Origin of the sequence: Pediococcus parvulus (assembly GCF_007990205.1) — a bacterium.
GTDB lineage: Bacteria > Bacillota > Bacilli > Lactobacillales > Lactobacillaceae > Pediococcus > Pediococcus parvulus.
This window is the reverse complement of record NZ_BJWE01000040.1, coordinates 1-16,931: the sequence shown is the minus strand read 5'-3', so window position 1 is coordinate 16,931 and position 16,931 is coordinate 1. Positions and strand designations below refer to the sequence as shown.

The 16,931-nt window shown below is 39.3% G+C and carries 16 protein-coding genes; 13 read left to right on the top strand and 3 right to left on the bottom strand.

Annotated elements, in window-relative coordinates; translation table 11 throughout:
• Window positions 1–103 precede the first annotated feature (103 nt).
• The 5 genes from PPA04_RS07790 (at window position 104) to PPA04_RS07770 (ending at window position 4,925) form a co-directional block, all read left to right on the top strand.
• A complete protein-coding gene (locus tag PPA04_RS07790) occupies window positions 104–547 on the top strand; it encodes a hypothetical protein (protein WP_057784779.1) in 444 nt (147 codons plus the stop codon).
• Window positions 548–564: 17 nt separating this feature from the next.
• Window positions 565–1,554, top strand: a complete 990-nt coding sequence (locus PPA04_RS07785; RefSeq protein ID WP_057784778.1) for a Gfo/Idh/MocA family protein — start codon at window positions 565–567, stop codon at window positions 1,552–1,554.
• A gap of 462 nt (window positions 1,555–2,016) precedes the next feature.
• Entirely contained in the window at window positions 2,017–3,564 is a 1,548-nt protein-coding gene (gene rny, locus PPA04_RS07780; protein WP_057784777.1) for a ribonuclease Y, read from the top strand.
• A gap of 1 nt (window position 3,565) precedes the next feature.
• Window positions 3,566–4,231: an HD domain-containing protein gene (locus tag PPA04_RS07775; RefSeq protein WP_057784781.1), complete on the top strand. Its 666-nt coding sequence runs from the start codon at window positions 3,566–3,568 to the stop codon at window positions 4,229–4,231.
• A gap of 13 nt (window positions 4,232–4,244) precedes the next feature.
• Window positions 4,245–4,925: a phosphatase PAP2 family protein gene (locus PPA04_RS07770; protein WP_057784776.1), complete on the top strand. Its 681-nt coding sequence runs from the start codon at window positions 4,245–4,247 to the stop codon at window positions 4,923–4,925.
• A gap of 56 nt (window positions 4,926–4,981) precedes the next feature.
• On the opposite strand, the gene PPA04_RS07765 is transcribed toward PPA04_RS07770, so the two are convergent.
• The gene (locus PPA04_RS07765; protein WP_057784775.1) at window positions 4,982–5,443 is read right to left on the bottom strand and encodes a DUF8821 family protein; all 462 of its coding nucleotides are present in this window, start codon (window positions 5,441–5,443) and stop codon (window positions 4,982–4,984) included.
• A gap of 221 nt (window positions 5,444–5,664) precedes the next feature.
• Between PPA04_RS07765 and PPA04_RS07760 the strand changes: the two genes are divergently transcribed.
• Window positions 5,665–7,227 carry a bifunctional metallophosphatase/5'-nucleotidase gene (locus tag PPA04_RS07760; RefSeq protein ID WP_057784774.1) on the top strand — a complete coding sequence of 521 codons (1,563 nt, stop codon included), beginning with the start codon at window positions 5,665–5,667 and terminating at the stop codon, window positions 7,225–7,227.
• A 145-nt stretch (window positions 7,228–7,372) separates the two neighbouring features.
• Complete coding sequence (locus tag PPA04_RS07755) at window positions 7,373–8,269, top strand: cation diffusion facilitator family transporter (RefSeq protein WP_057784773.1); 897 nt, start codon at window positions 7,373–7,375, stop codon at window positions 8,267–8,269.
• Between the two features lie 16 nt (window positions 8,270–8,285).
• Here the strand turns inward: PPA04_RS07755 and PPA04_RS07750 are convergent, their stop codons facing one another.
• Window positions 8,286–8,627, bottom strand: coding sequence for a hypothetical protein (locus PPA04_RS07750; protein WP_057784772.1), 342 nt, complete (start codon window positions 8,625–8,627; stop codon window positions 8,286–8,288).
• A gap of 144 nt (window positions 8,628–8,771) precedes the next feature.
• Here PPA04_RS07750 and PPA04_RS07745 point away from each other — a divergent pair, with 144 nt between their 5' ends.
• From PPA04_RS07745 to PPA04_RS07725, 5 genes are all read left to right on the top strand, one after another.
• Window positions 8,772–9,434, top strand: coding sequence for a metal-dependent transcriptional regulator (locus tag PPA04_RS07745; protein WP_057784771.1), 663 nt, complete (start codon window positions 8,772–8,774; stop codon window positions 9,432–9,434).
• Window positions 9,435–9,728: 294 nt separating this feature from the next.
• Window positions 9,729–9,929, top strand: coding sequence for a cold-shock protein (locus PPA04_RS07740; protein WP_046871276.1), 201 nt, complete (start codon window positions 9,729–9,731; stop codon window positions 9,927–9,929).
• 156 nt (window positions 9,930–10,085) lie between these two features.
• Window positions 10,086–10,832: a threonine/serine exporter family protein gene (locus tag PPA04_RS07735; RefSeq protein ID WP_057784770.1), complete on the top strand. Its 747-nt coding sequence runs from the start codon at window positions 10,086–10,088 to the stop codon at window positions 10,830–10,832.
• Between the two features lie 14 nt (window positions 10,833–10,846).
• On the top strand, window positions 10,847–11,299 hold the full coding sequence (locus PPA04_RS07730) for a threonine/serine exporter family protein (RefSeq protein ID WP_057784769.1): 453 nt from the start codon (window positions 10,847–10,849) through the stop codon (window positions 11,297–11,299).
• A gap of 104 nt (window positions 11,300–11,403) precedes the next feature.
• Complete coding sequence (locus PPA04_RS07725) at window positions 11,404–12,822, top strand: GW dipeptide domain-containing protein (protein ID WP_147206778.1); 1,419 nt, start codon at window positions 11,404–11,406, stop codon at window positions 12,820–12,822.
• A gap of 56 nt (window positions 12,823–12,878) precedes the next feature.
• Here the strand turns inward: PPA04_RS07725 and PPA04_RS07720 are convergent, their stop codons facing one another.
• A complete protein-coding gene (locus PPA04_RS07720; protein ID WP_147206777.1) occupies window positions 12,879–13,994 on the bottom strand; it encodes an LCP family glycopolymer transferase in 1,116 nt (371 codons plus the stop codon).
• Window positions 13,995–14,334: 340 nt separating this feature from the next.
• Between PPA04_RS07720 and PPA04_RS07715 the strand changes: the two genes are divergently transcribed.
• Complete coding sequence (locus tag PPA04_RS07715) at window positions 14,335–16,890, top strand: TIM-barrel domain-containing protein (RefSeq protein WP_057784768.1); 2,556 nt, start codon at window positions 14,335–14,337, stop codon at window positions 16,888–16,890.
• The last annotated feature ends 41 nt before the right edge of the window (window positions 16,891–16,931 follow it).

The following is a 16,931-nucleotide window of genomic DNA, read 5'->3' as shown; positions in this document are numbered from 1 at the left end:
AGTACGTAATTCTTTCTGGTCTTTGTAAGTCTCTTGGTATCTTTTACGCCGGTTTTATTATAAAATCAAGGAAGACAATAAAATTAAAAATGAGGTAAACAAATTGAGTAAAGATAATGATGAGTACCAAGAAGTTGAATTAGCTTTAGGCGACAAAAAATTTGAACAAATGTTAATGGTTTTGAATCACGGTATTTCTAAGAAAAATGCCAGTGAATATAATTTCAATGGCAACGACATGCAAGAAGTTGGTGAAAATGTTTGGGCAGTTCCAGCTTATTTAGCAGACGATTATTCTCTATTCTTCTTATACACCCAAATTGATACAAAAGACTGGGTTGTGGCTTTTGCGGAAGGAAAAATGCAAACCGAACAGTTTGAACTTGGTTTACCAATGACAACTGGTAAAGGCTTGAACGTGTTGGCAGAAAAAGATATGGATCGGGCACAGATGGTCACTGGTTTTGTGAATGATATTTCCAAAGCTGGCGAAGGTGAATGGCGCATGATTGATGAAGGCAACGAGTCAGAAGATAAAAAAGACTAATCTTTGAGGCAATCTAGATGAATCAAAAAGTTGTTCGGTATGGCATTATGGGGGCAGCTTCCATTGTGCCACGGATTGTGGCAGGCATTCATGAATCGCCCAATAGTGAAGTGGTTGCGATTGCTGCACGGAGTTTGGCAAAGGCGAAACAGGCTGCAGATCAATTCAACATTCCACAAGCATATGGTAGCTATGTAGAACTTTGCGAAGATGACAATGTGGATGTTATTTATGTGCCATTATGGAACGCAGGCCATTATTCCGGTGCCAAATTAGCTTTACAACACCATAAAAACGTGTTGCTGGAAAAACCATTTACGCTAACTTATGTGCAGGCAAAAGAGCTTTTTGCGCTGGCTAAAAAACAAGGGTGTTTTCTAATGGAGGGTCAAAAGGCTGCCTTTTTGCCAATTACGTTACAGGTACGCGACCAATTACTAAATAAACAGGCTATTGGTAAAATTTGCGCCATTACCGTTCAAGAATCACACCCTGGGATAGAAAAAATTCCGTGGTTTCATGATGTAACGGTAGGCGGTGGTGCCTTTTACGGAAGCGCATCATATAGTTTGGAATATCTGCAATTAGTTTTACAAACTGAGATTACGGATTATCAAGGCCAGGTTAGTCGAGTAGGTGTACAGGCAGATGATCAAACGCAGCTGAACCTCAAGTTGGGTTCGGGTCAATTGGCTAGTATTTTCATGACAACGCTAAGTGAACAAGTGCCTAGTCAAATGACTTTTTGGGGAACCGAGGGATCGTTGATGGTACCAAATTACTGGAAAACTGACTCCTATGAACTAAAGGTTGGTAAAAAGATTCAACAAATAACACATCCTCAAAATAGTGAGTTCGTATATGAATTCAACCATGTTTCTGAGCAAATTTTGCAAGGAGAACAGTCAAGTGATGTGATGTGTCCTACCGTTACCTTAGCAACCATGAAGATTATTGATCGTCTTTATCATCAATGGTATCCGGATCAAATGAAAAAGATTCGTTAACTTATGGCTTTTTACTTGTGAGTTGGTTTTAAAGATGATACGCTGTTGACTGGGGTAGGGTTCGATCTAAGTGCCAAGCAATACCTGCAATATCGGTCGATTTTTTGGATGGGCCGATGCTTATCATGTTGCAACGTTTTTAAGAAAAAAGTTTTGTGAAAGATTTTTTAATTAGACGCGTACAAATACGCTTTGACTATGCTTCCTACTGAATCCTAGAAAGCATAAGGAATCGTAATTGAAACAATATGTACCTTGAAACTTTAAGTTTTTAGATTGGCGTTTAGATCTATCCCCAGGCACTTTTCAAGTTGAGCAGGTTCTTGAAAGGTGCTTTTTGTTTTGGCTACAATAAGTCTGATAATTTATTAAAACGTTAACGAAAAATCAAAGTGGCGGGTAAAAACATTGTGATATAATGATAGGTATGAATTTAACGATAATTAAAAGGAGGGATTTCAGATGTTTGTTGTGAGTATAGTTGCTTTAGTGATTGCCATTGCAATTGGTTTTGAAATTCGAAAAGTTGAACACCAACGACAGTTACGCTTGGCTCACGAACAGGCGCAACAAATTCTGAATGATGCCGAAAAAGCGGGGAAAGTCGAAGCAAAACGAGCCTTAAATAAGGGCAAACGAGAAACGCTTGCTTACCAAGAATCAATTGACCAAGAAATTACGACTGACGTCCAAGACAATGAACGCAAGTCAAATTGGCTTGATCAACGTGACCAGGTTTTAAAAGAAAAAGAAGATCTTTTAAATCGACGGTTTGATACATTTAAGAGTAAGCAAGAAACTGTTAAAGAGAATCGTCAAGAATTAAAGGATGTCCGCGCACAAGCAGCAGAGCTAATCACAAAACGTGAAGATACTTTGCAGGATGTTGCGGAAATGAGTCACGATAAGGCGCAAGATTACATTTTGGACGAAACAAAACGTGATCTGAAAGAAGAAGGCAAACGCACAGTTCGCAATGCGGAGGCTGAGTATCAAAGCAGTAGTGAAAAAGAAGCTAAAAATTTAATTGCCCATGCAATTGAGCACAGTGGTATTCGTTCGCATATTTTTCCATCCAACCGAACGATGGATGTGCCGTCCAATGAGGCGTTAGGCAAAATCATCGGGAATGCTGGTCAAAATGTGCGAGCTTTAGAGGCGTTAACCGGAATTGATATCAATATTGATGATCAACAACGGTTAATTACTTTAGACGGATATGATCCTTTACGTCGTGAAATTGCAAAACGGGCAATGACCCAGATTATTCAAGCTAACCGCATTAATCCAGACATTGTGGAACAAATTGTGAACCAAACCGTTCGAACCGTGGATGAGCTGATCCGCGGGTTTGGCGAACAAGCAATTAATGAATTAAACATTAAAAATATTCATCCAGATTTGATCAAATTTATTGGTCGAATGCATTTCCGAACGAGTTATGGCCAGAATATTTTGGATCATTCTATTGAAGCTGCTAATCTAGCAGGCGTGTTTGCTGCAGAATTGGGTGAAGATGTGGATTTGGCTAAACGTGCGGGTCTCTTACATGATATTGGTAAATCAATTGACCGGGATGTGGAAGCTACCCATGTGGAATTAGGGGTAGAACTCGCTACCAAATACCACGAAGATCCCGTTGTGATTAATGCCATTGCCTCTCATCATGGGGATGTCGAAGCTAAATATGTGATTTCTGATTTAGTAGCTGCTGCCGATGCAATTTCTGGATCTCGTCAGGGTGCTCGTAGTGAATCTGCTGCTGATTATTTGCAACGAATTTCTAGTTTAGAGGGCATTGCAAATAAATATCCTGGCGTACAGGAAAGCTATGCTATTCAAGCAGGACGGGAATTACGAGTGATCGTCAAACCTAATCAAACTTCTGATAAGAGTATCGAAAAACTTGCTGGAAATGTGAAAGATCAAATTGAACAAGAAGTTACCTATCCTGGACAGGTAAAAGTAACGGTCGTACGTAAATTACAGGTTGTAGAGTATGCGGGGTGAAATGAAAAATTTGACAAACGAAGAACAAGCAACGTTGGAAGCTATTGACCAATTTGTGTTTTCTAAGTTAAATGATGATAGAACAGGACATGATTATGCACACATTCAACGGGTCGTCAAAATGGCCAAACGGTTGGCTTCCGAAACTGAAGCAACCGATTTGTTTATCGTTTTGGCAAGCTCAGAATTGCATGATGTCATTGATGAAAAAATTGTGGACAATCAGGCGACTGCTGAGGCGGAAGTGAAGCAGTTTTTACAAGATCAAAAAGTTAGGACTGATCGAATTGAGGCCATTTTTGATATTATTACCCACATGTCGTTTTCTAAGAATCTTGAGCATCATTATAAGTTGAAGTTAGAGGGTCAAATAGTTCAAGATTCTGATCGTTTGGATGCCATCGGCGCAATTGGAATTGGACGGGTATTTTATTATGGTGGTGCTCACGGGCACGTGATGTATGATCCCAAAATTGCTCCGCGAGACAAAATGACACATGCACAATACCGCCAAAATGAAACTGTGATTAATCACTTTTATGAAAAATTGTTGAAATTGGCTGGGTTAATGAATACTGATGCCGCAAAGCAGATTGCGGATCAAAGAACGACTGTTTTGACGGATTTTTTAGACGAGTTCAAAGCAGAATGGAATCAAAATAAATAATTTGGAGTAGATTATGTTAAAAAATCAAAACTCAATTTCGACTAGATACGCGTGGATGTCGGGATTAATTTTCGTTTTATTGTTGTTGGCAATTAAGGCAAATTCTGCCTTACTGTTAAAACTAGATACGGGTATCATTGGCATTGTGCAAGACTCGTTACCTGAATTTGAAACAACATTAATGACACTTGTTTCCAAGATTGCAGAACCGTCATTTGCGATTGTTTATGCGGTGATCATTGCGGCTATTTTATGGTTTATGCGTTTGCGAGTAGATGCTATTTGGACGTTAGCCACGATTGGCGGAGGGGACGTCGTTGCGTACATATTTAAAGAAATTGTGCAACGCGCCCGACCAAGATGGAATCAAATTATTCCAGAAAGTGGTTATAGTTTTCCAAGTGGTCATACCTTTGGGGCTGTCATCATTGTTTTCTTTATCCTGTGGTTCTTTGTCAGCCAAATCCGCTCGACAACCATTCAAAAGGTGAGTCAAATTGGGCTTATCATCTGGGTTGTTCTGGTGATGTATTCACGAATTTACCTTGGCGCACATTATCCTTCTGATGTATTTGGGGCATTCTTCTTAGCGGTGGCTTGGTTAGCAATTGCCCGCTGGTTGTATAAATTGTTGTATAACTTTGTAGCGAAGGTTGTAGAACCTAGGTCTGAGGGAAGACACAGTCAACATTAAAAATCTGTAATTTAAGAGCAGGCAAAAACTATGTTTTTGCCTGCTCTATTTTTTCGTTAGTAGTTGCCTTTAATGACGAAGAATGAGCCACGAATAACGCCTGCCAGTTTGGATTTTTGATGGGCAAACTTGAACTTGCCCTCAAATTTTTTAGGAACATCCATACCTTCAGAGAGTTTAAAACCCACAGCTCGTTTTCTGTCATCAGCAATACTGTACATGACATTAACGACTAGTCCATTTTCGTAAAAAACATAGGCCATTTTGATCCCTTCAACTTCAAAATGGGTGACTTCTAAAGGTGTAGCAGCAAAGTGCATGTCTCGTTCTGATAAAATTTTTTCAATCCAGACAAGGGTATCAGGATCTTCATTAGCGGGAACGGTGGTAAAAACGTGTTTATATTTATTCCAATAATATCGAGCTTCGTTTGCACGTAAACCCGCTAAAGCAGGTGCAACTGGTGAGCTTTCTAATCCAACGGTGGAAACTTCCTTGAAATCAACTTTGTAAACCACTTGGGGTTACCTCATTTCTATATTTACGTACCCATAGTATATAAAGTTACAAGAAATTGGTCAATCAAAAAAACGCGTAATTTTGCCGTTTTTATTAAAAAATAGGAATAATTTATCAACTCAACCTTCAACCTATTCAAATACGTTGTAATTAATCGTCACGATTAGATAGGATTGTGGTAAAATCGACAGTATCAAAAAGTTTTGTGGGAGGTGAAATCTTGACATTTAATTTAACGATTCTTTCAACGAGTGACGTGCATGGATTTGTCTATCCTACCAATTTTGTAAAACGTCATTTGAACTTACCCTTTGGTCTCTTGAAGGCTGCGCAAGTTATTGAAAACGAACGCAAAAATGCGACAGGACCCGTTTTAACTGTTGACGCGGGGGATGTTTTGGAAGGATCCCCACTGACTGAATACCTGGCTAAATTTAGTACGCCACCTGCACCACAACGTTTGCTAAGGGCCTATAATGCCATTGGTTATGATGTGGGAGTGTTGGGTAATCACGAATTTAATTATGGATTGGATTATTTAAAAAAAGCGATTAAAAGCACGGATTATCCAGTTTTATCTGCGAATATTTTGGATCAGCAAAAAAATTCAATTGCGAACGGTGCTTATCGAATTTTTGATAAACAAGGCGTGCGCATCGCTGTGCTGGGGTTAACGACGGCTTATATTCCATTTTGGGAAGATCCAGTTCATATTAAGGGACTACAATTTAAAAAAGTTTTAAAAACTGCCAGACATTATGTTGAAGAGTTAAGAAAAAAAGTTGATGTCATTATTATTGTGTATCATGGTGGTTTTGAACGTGATTTAAAATCTGGTCAAGAAACGGAATCGTTACGTGGCGAAAATGTAGGTTATGAATTGTTGAAAACAGTTAAGGGCATTGACGCCTTAGTTTCTGCACATCAGCATCGATTAATTGCAACCAAGTTGTTTGGTATCCCAGTTGTTCAAGCAGGGCATCGCGGTGCAGCAGTTGGTAAAATTACGTTGAAGATCGATCCGCAGCAAAAGCATATGGTCGTTGGGGCCAGTTCAGAACTGATTTCAACGGGAAAATCTCCATTACATAAAAAAATAAAGGCAATCATGACGGATGTAGAGTCCGATACACAGTCATGGTTGGATCAACCATTGGGAAAAGTTCAAGGAGATATGAAGATTACGGATCCTTTTAAAGCTAGAGTTGAGGAATCGGCGTTTATTGAATTTATCCAAAAGGTGCAAATGGCGGCCACAGGGACTTCTATTTCCGCTACCGCGCTCTTTAACAATGAAGCGACTGGTTTTGATGAACAAATCACCATGCGTGAGGTAGTTACCAATTATGTTTATCCGAATTCTCTAGCTGTTTTACGAGTTTCGGGCGCGGATCTGCGGGCAGCTCTGGAAGTGAGTGCCAAGTATTTCATGATTAATCAACAGGGTAAATTAATTGTGAATCCCCGCTATTTATCACCCAAAAAACGTCATTACAATTACGATATGTACGAAGGCATTGATTACACATTAGACATTTCAAAGCCAGTTGGCAAACGTGTGGTTCGGCTGATGAACAAGGGACATGTGATTGCGCCAAATGATTCGTTCGAAATTGTGCTTAATAAATATCGAGCGGTTGGTGGTGGACACTATCCTATGTTTTCTGAAGGTAAGATAATTCGTGAAAATACGGAGGCTATGTCAGAGTTAATTGCCGACTATTTACAGAAACATCCCGTGATTACGGCGTCTGTGAACAGCAATTTTAAAATCATTAAATAAAGAACGTATAAGCTAGAAAAGTGAATTTTCTGGCTTTTTTTGTAACTTGAATCAACGTCCTCGAAATCTAAGTTGTTTGGAAGCTGACCAAGGCTTGCGTAGTGATTTATTTTAGTTGATAATTAGCACGGAGGGGGAGATACAGATGCATAAGAATTCGAAAATGAGTGGGATGCGTTTCTTACTTGTGACCGTTTTAAATGCTTTAATCACAGTGGTCGAACTTTTTGGTGGTGTTTTGTCAGGTAGTCTAGCTTTATTGTCAGATGCATTTCATAACCTGGGCGATTCTGCATCCGTCGTTTTGGCGTATGTTGCAAGTCGAATTGGCCTTAAAAATTCAAATATGTCCAAAACATTCGGGTATCGCCGGGCAGAAATTATTTCTGCATTTGTGAATTCCGTATTTTTAATTGTCGTTTCTTTTTTCCTGATTATTGAAAGTGTACGGCGAATTTTGAACCCCGAGCCGGTAAATGGGGGAATCATGTTGATTGTGGCGATTGTCGGAACACTGGCTAACTTTATTTCAGCATTGCTGTTGAGTAGCGGTGCAAAGGGAAGTCTAAACATAAAAGCGACCTATCTCCACATTTTAAGCGATGCATTGTCATCATTTGGAATTGTGATTGGAGCCATTATTATTCAGGTTTGGCACATTGATATTGTTGATCCGATTGTGACAATTTTAGTTTCAGTCTACATTATGTGGGAAACTTGGCCTGTTTTAAAAGAAGCAATTAATATTTTGATGCAAGGTGCGCCCAATCTAGATTTTGAAGCTATGAAGCACGATATGTTGCAAGAGCCCGGGGTTGTCAATGTGCATCACATTCATGCTTGGCAAATTGATGAAAACCGGATTATGTTTTCTGCACATATTAATTTGAACGATCAATTATTGAGTGATGTTGAGCCTGTTTATCGGCATTTAGAGAATTTATTGCAAAAAAAATATCACGTAGATCACGTGACTTTACAAGCTGAAGTTTTTCGTGGAAAAAGTAATGAACTATTTACGCGTGATCGGCATGATATTTAATGCCAGTTAGTGAGGCTTAACTTTCGCTCACAAGCTGTTTGTGATGGGAGATAAACCAAGTATCCCAAGGAATCTCAGGAGTTCCGGTAAGATTATACTTTTGATCAAGATGCTCCATGACCTGAATGTAGTCGTTACTGGAAGTGGCTAGGCTTAAATCCAACAAATTGGCATGGGTTAAATAACGATTTCGGGCGATAAAAGCGTTAACATCGCTAAGATAACCTGCGGGAACAAACGACGAAATAATTTCGAGACTTTCGGCTTTATAGAGTCGAATGTAAAACTGTGCAAAAGATCGGACGGCTTTAGCCTGATTATCCGAATCTAATTGCGTGATGGAAACTAAATTACTCATAACAGCCCTTCCTAACTTAACTTATTACGTCTTAAGTATAGACCTTAACTATTAAAAGTGTAAAATTAAAGTTTGGGGTACCTTAGTTGTATTTCTGATTCAAATGAGTTATAAAAGTAGTATTAACAAAATGAGGTGAATAGATTGACCCCGATGAAGGAAGACTATCTTAAAATTATTTTTGAGCTAGGCGGAAAATCAAAGAAAATATCAAATAAGCAAATTGCAATGGGTCTGAACATTGCAGCCGGTTCAGTAACTGAGATGATTACGAAGTTAGTTGAGGAAGGTTTGGCAAAACATACGCCTTACTCTGGAATTTCGTTAACTGACAAAGGTATTCAAATTGCTGAAATTATGGTCCGTAAGCATCGTATGTGGGAAACTTTCTTAGTTGAGAAATTATCCTACAAGTTATCTGAAGTGGATGATGATGCAGAAGTATTAGAACATGTGACAAGTGAAAAATTGTTGGATTCTCTTGATCAATTTTTAGGTTACCCAACACACTGTCCGCATGGTGGAGTAATTCCTGATAAGGAAGGGAACTATCAAGAAGATAGTCATACTTTGTTAGCAGATGTTAAAGAAGGCAGTACGGTGGTAGTTGATAGGTTTATTGATAATCGTGAACTTTTAAATTATTTGGATGAGATTGATTTAGATATTGGTGATAAGATTCAAGTGATTCACCACGCGCCGTTTGAGGGTGCAACGACTGTTAAACTGATTGATAATGAATCAAAAGTTGATGAACGACAAATCAGTTATAAAGCTGCCCATTATGTTTTTGTTCAGGATGACTAATTTTTCTAAACTGGCTTTTGTGATTCACGAAAATCAACCGAAAGTTGTATGTCAGTTAAAAAGCTGTTATGATAGCCATACGGAGATTGATAGCCAATTGAAAATTAAGAAATTAAATAAATAAGGACTTAATTTTAAAAGTGGGTATCTTTTTCTAAATTGATATGGTACAATTACATTGTATTTTGGTTAGGTAATTTTGGTAAGATCGTTTCATAAAGAAATATCCCCAATTTGCACCGGATCAAGTATTAAAATATTTAGTGCAAAAAGCACTCAGGAGGATTTTCTATTATGGAACATGGTACAGTTAAATGGTTTAACGCAGACAAAGGTTTTGGTTTTATTACTCGCGAAAACGGTAGCGATGTATTCGTACATTTCTCAGCTATCCAAGGCGACGGCTTCAAGACTCTTGAAGAAGGCCAAGCAGTTACTTTCGATGTAGAAGAAAGTGACCGTGGACCACAAGCAGTTAACGTAAACAAAGACTAATTTAAAATTAGAATTTATCAAGTCAGGAATTTCGGTTCCTGGCTTTTTTTATGTCTTTTTTGATTTAACGCTCTAACTTGAATAAATGTTTAATTTCTGGTCGTTTTGTTGGTGGGGCTATGGCATAATAGACTTTAATTAATCAACGGGGTGACAATGGTGAAAGAAACCGATTTGGTATTAGATACCTGTTTATTGGCAGGAAGAATTATGATTGAAAATGGTTCAGAAATGGCTCGTGCAGAAGATACGATTATGCGGATTGCCACAAATTCGGGTTATCCAGACGCACAGGTGTTTTCGACTGTGACAGGAATTATCATGTCGATTCCGGACCAAAAGAATGCTCAGGTTGAAAGTGTTAGTCGCCGAAACATTGATTTAGAAAAAGTGAGTTGGGTTAATCGACTTTCACGTGATTATGCGGTTAAGAAAATTACGTTAACAGAATTCTTTGATCAGCTAAAAATTGTCGATGACGCTGTGCCATACTTTCCGTTTTGGTTACAGGTACTGGGAGCTGCACTAGTCAGTGGACCATTAATGACGATTTTTTGTAATAATTTTTATGATATTGGCGTTACCTCAATCATTGGAGCTATTGGGTTTGCGATTTACTATGCGATTAATAAAACATTGGATATTAAATTTATCAGTGAATTTGTTTCATCGCTTTTAATTGGGTTTATGGCGGTGTTGACGGTTCGAATGGGTTTAGGTCATTCGGTAGATAACATTATCATTGGTGCTGTAATGCCACTGGTGCCTGGTGTGCCGTTAACAAACGCGGTGCGTGATATTTTAAACGGACATTTTGTAAGCGGCCCAGCACGGGGAATAGAGGCCTTGCTGACGGCATCTGCAATTGGCTTTGGCATTGCCTTTGTATTTAGATTCTTTTAAGGAGAAACTCACTGATGATTATGATAATTAAGTTGTGTTTTGCGTTTATTGCCACGGTCGGCTTTGGCATTATTATTAATATTCCGCATCGTGCGTTGCTTATTGCCGGTTCAATTGGCACCGTTACCTGGTTTATTTATTGGGCCCTGATCAACCTCAATTTTGGGATTGCGCTGACCAATTTGTTAGCATCCGTGGCGATCGGAATTTTGAGTGACATTGCGGCGCGAAGAATGAAAATGCCCATGTTGATCTTTAATATCCCGAGTTTGGTTCCCTTAGTGCCCGGCGGACAAGCTTATCAAATGGTCCGTAACATTGCGTTAGGGAATGCGGCCCAAGGCATGCGATTTTTGACTGAAGTGATTGAAATTACGGGTTCGATTGCGATTGGCTTCCTAATTGCTGAATTATTGAATAAATTGTGGAAAAAGCTTCTTTTAAAACGCGCATCGAGGGGAATGTAATAAAACTGTAAAAATGATGATATCTGATTAGGAGTCTAAAAATGTTAGTATGAAAGTGTACATAGTAGTTAATGGGACACAGGGGAGACATTGGAGGAATATTTTTGAAGGATACACAAAGAAATAAAGTTATACCAGGTTGTTTGATGACATTGGGTTTATTGCTTAGTCTGTTAATGGGGGGCATTTCGGCTAAGGCACAGTCAGTAAACAGCTACATTACAGCAAACAAAATTAAACCGGTAGGAATTACGACTTCTATTTGGAGTGGATTTCCACATTATAATTATAACAAGGGCTATGGGAAGCCTGAAGGGGTTGTGGTTCATGAAACCGCTAATCCCAGTTCTACAATTTACAATGAAATTGCATATATGAAAGCACACTATAATAACGCTTTTGTCCACAGTTTTGTGGATGCGGATCATATTATTAATATTGCGAATACCAACTACTTATCTTGGGGAGTTGGTTATCCTGGAAACGGAAAATTTGTTCAGTTTGAGCAAATTGAGGTTCATTCTAAGAAGGCATTTGCCCGTGAAATGGCTAATGCGGCGTGGTATACAGCATATTTGCTAAATAAATATAAGCTAACGCCAAATGATGCTTGTTATGATTATAAAGGGACAGTTTGGTCACACAAAGCTGTTGCTTTACACTTTGGTGGTTCTACCCATACTGATCCATATGGGTACTATTTAAAAACGGGTAAAACATACTTCGGTCAGGGATACACAATGGCCGAGTTTTATCAACTGGTCAAGAGCTATTACACAAGTCTGCAACATTTAAGTGTGAAATATACGAATACCAGATTGACCATGGATGTTAAAACGGTTCCGGGTCATGATTTCTATAATCATGTGCCTAAGAGCAATTACACCACCAAACGAGTAAATTATGGCAAAACGTACGCAGGAAAGACCGTTCAAATTGATTGCACTGGAAAACGTAGTGGTACCGGGACACTTTACTATCGTGCATATTATAACGGTAAATTGATTGGTTGGATTTACGGTGGTGGACTTGCTAAACACGTGACCTACACGGCAACCACAAAAACAATGGATGTGAAAGTTACCCCTGGCCATGATTTTTATAATCATGTTACCAGCAGTATGTATACAAACAAACGATTGCATTATGGGAAAACCTATGCGGGTAAAACAGTTCAGATTGATAACATCGCGTATCGAGATGGCACCAAAGTTCCTTATTATCGTTGTGCCTACCAAGGCAAACGGATCGGCTGGATTTACGGTGGAGCACTTGGTGTTCGCGTAACCTACAAAACGATCAATTCGAAAATGACGGTCAAAAAAGTTCCCGGCCACGACTTTTTAAATCACGTCACAGCAAGTAAGTATACGGTCAAACGCCTGAACTATGGCAAAACTTACGCAGGTAAAGTAGTGAAAATTGACAATATTGCTTATCGTGACGACGTGAAAACACCTTATTACCGTTGTTATTACGGTGGTAAGAAGATTGGTTGGATTTATGGAAGTGCGTTAAGTTAAAATTAAAAATACCTTCGCTGGGATTAAAATCCTACGAAGGTGTTTTTTTGTTTGATTTAATATTGTCCGTTAGATTGCGTTGTATCTGAATAACCAGTTCCGGTTGTCACACTTGTTAGATTAGATGTTCCGGTTGATTTATGTCCGAGATCTAATCCTTTTCGAATAAAGTTTGTGACCCGTTGCATTTCAGTTTGGCTTGCAACTTCGTAATCTTGACCGTTGATTAATTGCGTCGTTCCTTGCAAATGAGTCGATTTCAGATGATGAGTAGCGACTCGGTACTTTGTGGAAAGTGCCACAATTTCATCGAAAGTTAAATCAGTTTGTGTTTGCTTTTTGATAGAAGTTAAAAAGCTTTGACTAAGTAAAGTGGTTAAAGAATCACTCTTACGCAAAATCGCCATTAATACCTGTCGTTGCCGTTTTTGACGACCATAATCTCCTTGAGGATCTTCGTCACGCATCCGTGAATAGTCTAATGCCGCTTTACCAGCAAGCCGGATCTTTTTACCCTTGACAACGTTGGCAGCTCCATACTTAAAGGTGAGTGTCGGAGTAATTGTGACGCCACCGACACCGTTCACAATCTTTTCAAGACCGCCCATGTTGATTAAACCGTAGAAGTCCACGGGAACATCTAATAATTGCTGAATTGATTTAATGCTGGTACCCGCACCACCAAACGAATAAGCTGCATTTAGTTTGGAAGGTGCATATTGTGTGTAACCAGGAATTGAAAGGGCAGTATCCCGTGGAATACTTGTTAACGTCATTTTCTTCTTTTTAGGATTCAAAGTGGCAATAATGATGGTATCAGTTCGACCACGATAGTTCCGACCTAAGGCACCGGTGTCAGTTCCAAGAAGAAGAATTGAAATTGGTTTGCCTTTTTTAATGACTGAAGAAACATCCCGAGCCTTTTGAATATTGGCACTGTTGAAAACTGAATTAGCGGCTTTTTTTGCGGAATACCACTTATAAGCAGCAAATACGCCGAGGATAATGACTAAAATTCCCACAATTGCAATAATAAAGCGTCTGCGTCTATGCTTTCGTGGCCTTTTGTGCGGGTCACGGTTTTCCATATCTTGGTGCATTTCAGTGCGGGTCGGGGGGACATTAAAATGGTTGTGCAGGTCGGATCTTTTGGGCGTTTGGTCCTCATTCATTGTTTTGCCTCCTGAAGCAATTATTAATTAAAGTTGGTGCTTAACTTAGCATACCGAATTAATGTTAAATAAATCTTATTTTTAGATTGATTTAAAACATTCTTTAAACATAAAAATTATATCACATTAAGAGTGCCAAAAATGACTGATTCGCCCATAAAACAGGTTCAGGACGATTGAGTGGGTTTTGAAAATATTCTTTGTCCATCAAAAATTAACGAATGAAAAGAACTATCATCTTTCTTTAATTCAAGGTACTTCTTTGCCGACTAAATAGGTATAATGGTCAATATAATTCATAAGCACAATTAAAAACTTGTCGCTGAGAGGAAGCGATCATATGGATCAACTTACAAATTTTAAAAACGCGCATCGAAAAATCAAATTTACAACAAAAGATGGTTTGAAGGGACAACTGTTTTTTGTGCAGGCAAACATTGTGCGGGTCATGGTCAATTCGACAGGAAATTTTAATGGACAAGCGACAATTCCCAAAGCGGTGGATATCCCGACTTTAGGCGATGAAACAGTTGCCAGTGGCAGTGGTGCTCAAAAGGTGGGAACTCCTTTATTGACCCAAGATTTTTTGACAGCACATGGAGAATCTTCGAAAACTGGATTGAACACTGACCAGTTTCATCTTGAGTTTGATCAGACCTCTGGGCATTTCACTATTAATGACGAAACGGGAAAAGTCTATTTTAAACAAAATCGGATGCCTACTCGTAATAAAGAAAAGACTCATTTAAGCTTGCGGTTACCCAGCACACCAGAAACTTATTATTTTGGCGGAGGGATGCAAAATGGGAAGTATTCTTTGAAAGGTAAAGAAATTGCAATTGAAAACACAAATCGCTGGACTGATGGTGGGGTGACTTCCCCAGAGCCATTTTTCTTTACGACAAGTGGTTATGGCATTCTTTTTAATACTTTTACAAAAGGGCGTTATGATTTTAGCGATCCCCGGTTTATTCAATTGACACATGAAGATCCGCAACTCGATTATTTTGTAATTCTTGGGGAAACACCAGCAAAATTAATTCATGGCTATCACAAGTTAACAGGACTGCCACCGCTCAATCCACTCTACAGTTTTTATCCTGCCCATTTAAACGCATATAACCATGACTATTGGTTTCCAGTAAGTCCAGACAGTGATGGCGCTATTCAGTTTCCGGATGGGAAAACTTATAAAGAATATCAACCACTCAATCCGAAGTCGTTTAATACGGAGCGTCCTGGAAAAATTAGTTTTGAAGGTCAAACAATGGTTCCTAATGTTTACGGAACAGGACATGTTTCGTTTACAACCGTTGATGAACAAGGAGATCCTGTTTCAGGAGTTTGGGAGTCATTAAATGGCGAGAATAAGAATTATCAATTTTCTGCGCGTGCCATTATTGATCGGTATCATCAAAAACAACTGCCACTGGGGTGGTTTTTACCAAATGACGGTTACGGAGCTGGTTATGGGCAGACCGATAGTTTTGCGGGAGACTTACAAAACTTAAGCCAGTTTTCAAAATATGCGCATGAACATGGAGTAGCCACTGGCCTATGGACGCAGGAACAGTTGGTACCCCCAAATGCACAGAACATTCAAAAAGGTGAACGTAATTTGGCAGCCGAAGCCAAAGTCGGCGGGATTTCTGCAATTAAAACAGATGTGGCTTGGGTTGGGGCTGGGTACACATTTGGGTTAAATGGAATCGCTAAGGCTGCCCAAACATTAACTGCTGTCCATAAAAAACGACCGTTCATTTTGACGGTCGATGGCTGGGCAGGTACCCAACGCTTTGCGAGTGTTTGGACTGGCGATCAAGCAGGATCAGATTGGCAAAATATTCGTTTTCAAATACCCACTTACCTGAGTGCCGGATTGTCTGGGAATTCCAATATTGGCTCAGATATTGATGGTATTTATAGCGGCGACAATCCAGTCATTCAAACTAGAGATTTGCAGTGGAAGTCATTTACTCCCTTACAACTTGTGATGGACGGTTTGGGCAGTCGGGCCAAGGATCTGGGAAGTCAGTTTGGTGCCAACTTTCTTGCGATTAATCGGTTTTATTTAAAACTAAAAACTAGACTTTTACCTTATTTGTATAGCTTGGCATTTGAAGCACGGACTAATGGGGCACCTATCGTCCGACCCACGTTTTGGCTAGAAGCAAGTGACTTCACGTACGGCGGCAGCCTTAATCAACAGTTTTTGTGCGGAAATTCATTATTAATTGCGCCAATTTTTGAAAATTATCAGCTGCAAGTTGATGGCACGGACTTACGCGCTAGCCTTTACCTCCCAGATGCCAAAACCACTTGGTATGATTTTTTCAGTGGGGATGCTTACGAAGGCGGTCAAACAATTAGTGATTTTGAGGCGCCTTTGTGGAAATTGCCTCTTTTTGTCAAAGCAGGAGCTATCTTACCATTAGCTAATGCGACGGAGCATCCCGATGAAATTGATAAAAGTCAGGTTGAATTACTGATTTATCCGGGTGGGTATTCTACTTTTGTGCTTTACGAAGATGATGGGAAAACGACAAACTATTTGCACGGAGAACGGCAAATAACAAAAATTTCTCAACAAACGACGTTGTCGACAGTGAAGCTAATAATTACGGCGGCCAAAGGTACATTTGCTGGGTCAACTATGTCACGCCAATATAACGTATCACTATTTTTAGCCAGTGAACCCACAGAAGTGTGGGTGAATGGAAAACGGTTGGCAGATGCCGACTATCATTACGGACCGCGTATGCTTGAAAAGTTTACAATGCCTAGTGAAGAAAAAAGTGATTTTGCGCAAACTGAGATTAATCAAGGTAATTTCTTAGTTGTGTCACTCAAAAAGGTTTCAGTGAAAATGGAGCAAACGATACGAGTTGTGCTTTGAGTTATGCTGTTGAGTTGTTAAACGATTTTTAACTAAAGATT

Excerpts from the sequence above, each read along its gene's own strand:
- PPA04_RS07720 (WP_147206777.1), bottom strand. The coding sequence starts at position 13,994 with ATGAATGAGGACCAAACGCCCAAAAGATCCGACCTGCACAACCATTTT.
- PPA04_RS07715 (WP_057784768.1), top strand. The coding sequence starts at position 14,335 with ATGGATCAACTTACAAATTTTAAAAACGCGCATCGAAAAATCAAATTT.
- PPA04_RS07755 (WP_057784773.1), top strand. The coding sequence starts at position 7,373 with ATGCATAAGAATTCGAAAATGAGTGGGATGCGTTTCTTACTTGTGACC.
- PPA04_RS07770 (WP_057784776.1), top strand. The coding sequence starts at position 4,245 with ATGTTAAAAAATCAAAACTCAATTTCGACTAGATACGCGTGGATGTCG.
- PPA04_RS07775 (WP_057784781.1), top strand. The coding sequence starts at position 3,566 with ATGAAAAATTTGACAAACGAAGAACAAGCAACGTTGGAAGCTATTGAC.
- PPA04_RS07750 (WP_057784772.1), bottom strand. The coding sequence starts at position 8,627 with ATGAGTAATTTAGTTTCCATCACGCAATTAGATTCGGATAATCAGGCT.
- PPA04_RS07785 (WP_057784778.1), top strand. The coding sequence starts at position 565 with ATGAATCAAAAAGTTGTTCGGTATGGCATTATGGGGGCAGCTTCCATT.
- PPA04_RS07735 (WP_057784770.1), top strand. The coding sequence starts at position 10,086 with ATGGTGAAAGAAACCGATTTGGTATTAGATACCTGTTTATTGGCAGGA.
- PPA04_RS07730 (WP_057784769.1), top strand. The coding sequence starts at position 10,847 with ATGATTATGATAATTAAGTTGTGTTTTGCGTTTATTGCCACGGTCGGC.
- rny (WP_057784777.1), top strand. The coding sequence starts at position 2,017 with ATGTTTGTTGTGAGTATAGTTGCTTTAGTGATTGCCATTGCAATTGGT.
- PPA04_RS07740 (WP_046871276.1), top strand. The coding sequence starts at position 9,729 with ATGGAACATGGTACAGTTAAATGGTTTAACGCAGACAAAGGTTTTGGT.